The sequence below is a fragment of the Streptomyces sp. W16 genome (assembly GCF_033194735.1).
GTDB lineage: Bacteria > Actinomycetota > Actinomycetes > Streptomycetales > Streptomycetaceae > Streptomyces.
In genome coordinates this window covers 1-1,777 of record NZ_JAWOAI010000993.1, presented here as the reverse complement: position 1 = coordinate 1,777, position 1,777 = coordinate 1, and the positions used below count along the sequence as shown (strand labels likewise).

General features: G+C 73.3%; 2 protein-coding genes and 1 pseudogene. 1 reads left to right on the top strand and 2 read right to left on the bottom strand.

All coding sequences use genetic code 11. From position 1 onward, the window contains the following. The coding region (locus R6V09_RS52330; protein ID WP_327098081.1) for a zinc-binding dehydrogenase at positions 1 to 348 on the top strand (348 nt) is incomplete at its 5' end. A 32-nt stretch (positions 349 to 380) separates the two neighbouring features. On the opposite strand, the gene R6V09_RS52325 is transcribed toward R6V09_RS52330, so the two are convergent. Further along, complete coding sequence (locus R6V09_RS52325) at positions 381 to 1,391, bottom strand: CopD family protein (RefSeq protein WP_317888431.1); 1,011 nt, start codon at positions 1,389 to 1,391, stop codon at positions 381 to 383. Positions 1,392 to 1,491: 100 nt separating this feature from the next. Then, positions 1,492 to 1,777 (bottom strand): annotated as a pseudogene (locus R6V09_RS52320) (hypothetical protein); the annotation flags it as partial.

The window sequence follows — 1,777 nt, the reverse complement described above, 5'->3', positions numbered from 1 at the left end:
ACCCGCGGCCAGGGCGCGCACTCCGTCGTGGAGGCCGTCGGCACCGAGCAGTCCATGCGTACGGCCGTCGGCATCACGCGCGACGGCGGCGCCATCGGCTTCGTCGGCGTGCCGCACGGCAGCGGCACCGGCCTCGACCTCGGGGTCATGTTCGACCGGAACATCGCGCTGCGCGGCGGAGTCGCGCCGGTCCGCGCGTACATCCCGGAACTGCTGCCCGACATCCTGGACGGCACCATCGACCCCTCGCCCGTCTTCGACCTGACGGTCGGCCTGGAGGGCGTACCCGACGGCTACAAGGCGATGGACGAGCGCACGGCCCTGAAGGTCCTGGTCGTCAACAGTTGATCAATGCCGGTGCCGGTCAACACTGGAGTCGATCAATGCCAGCGGATCGGCACCGGCAGGGCGGTCAACAGTCCGGAGACCACTACCACCACCCCCAGGACGACGACCTCGGCCCGCGCGGGTGAGCAGGCGGCCAGCGGATCGGTGGCCCGCCGCAGCCGGTGGCGCGCCCACAGCGCGAGTGCGGCGACGGTGGCGACGAGCAGCACCTTGGCGAGCAGGGTGCGCCCGTACGCCGTCGTCGTCAGCTGGTCCAGGATCGTGCCGGCCGGCATCCTGCGCAGCGAACTCCACACCCCCGTGGCGGTGATCACGGCGAGCAGCACGGCGGCCACGCGCGCGTAGAGGCCCAACAGCGCGGCGCCCGCCTCGGCGTCACGCCACCGTCGCAGCGTCCGCAGCGCGTGCAGCAGCCCGCCGGCCCACAGCGCCGCGCACGTCAGATGCACCAAGGTCAGCTCCGAGCCGACCAGCGGGCTGTGCTCGCCCACCGGGTGCGCGCGCAGCGCCTCCGCGAGGATCACGGCGGCAAGGGGCCACACCTGTACGGCGGGCCGGCGCGACCGGGCGCACAGGGCCGCCACGGCGAACGCGTTGACCTCCAGGAGCGCCAGCTTGCCGTCGCGGGACTGGTAGAGGCCGCCGACGTCGATCTCGGCGAGGCTGTGCGGCACCAGATTGCCCGTGGCCACGACCGACGCGAGCCCCAGCGCGGCGACGAAACCGGCACCGGCCGCGTACAGGGCCCAACTCCCGGGGCCGTTCGGGGGAGCGCCGGGCACAGTGCGCGCCAGCCGGTTCACGAACAACTCGCCCAACGGCACGCACAGCGCGCCGACCAGCACCGCCCGCAGCAGCGCGATGCCGCCGACACCGGGCGCCGCGGCCTCCCCGGTGTCGTGCAGCGCGGCGGACGGGCCGAGCAGCGGGATGAGCGCGGCGAGCAGCACCAGGGCCAGTACGGCGACGGCCCGGCGCGTACCGGGGCGCCGCCCGGGGCCGTTGGTATCGGCCGCTTCGACAGTCGGTCGTATCAAGGTCACCCCAAGATCTTCACCAGCCGTCACAGAACCGGGCAAGTGCAACAAAACAACTGGCGGAGCTGGATTCCGTTCACAGTTACGTTTCCGGCCCGCCCCCGGATCAAGCCCAACGAGCCGGGTCCGTGCCCCAACGGCCCGGCGGGCGCGCCCAGTTCACGGGTCCGCCGGCGAAGGAGACCGGCGACAGCGCGTGCCGCAGCCGCCCGATACCGCTGTCCGTCTCGACCAGCCAGGCATCCGGCTGGTTGTACGCCGTCCCGCTCCGCTCGTGCACTGCCCCGCTCTTCTCGGGTGCCGTCCGGTCCTCCGGGCGCACTTCCTGGTCCACCGCGTACGCCGTTCCGCCCGCCCCTTCCTGCCCTGCCCCGCCCGTCGTCAGCCAGGCC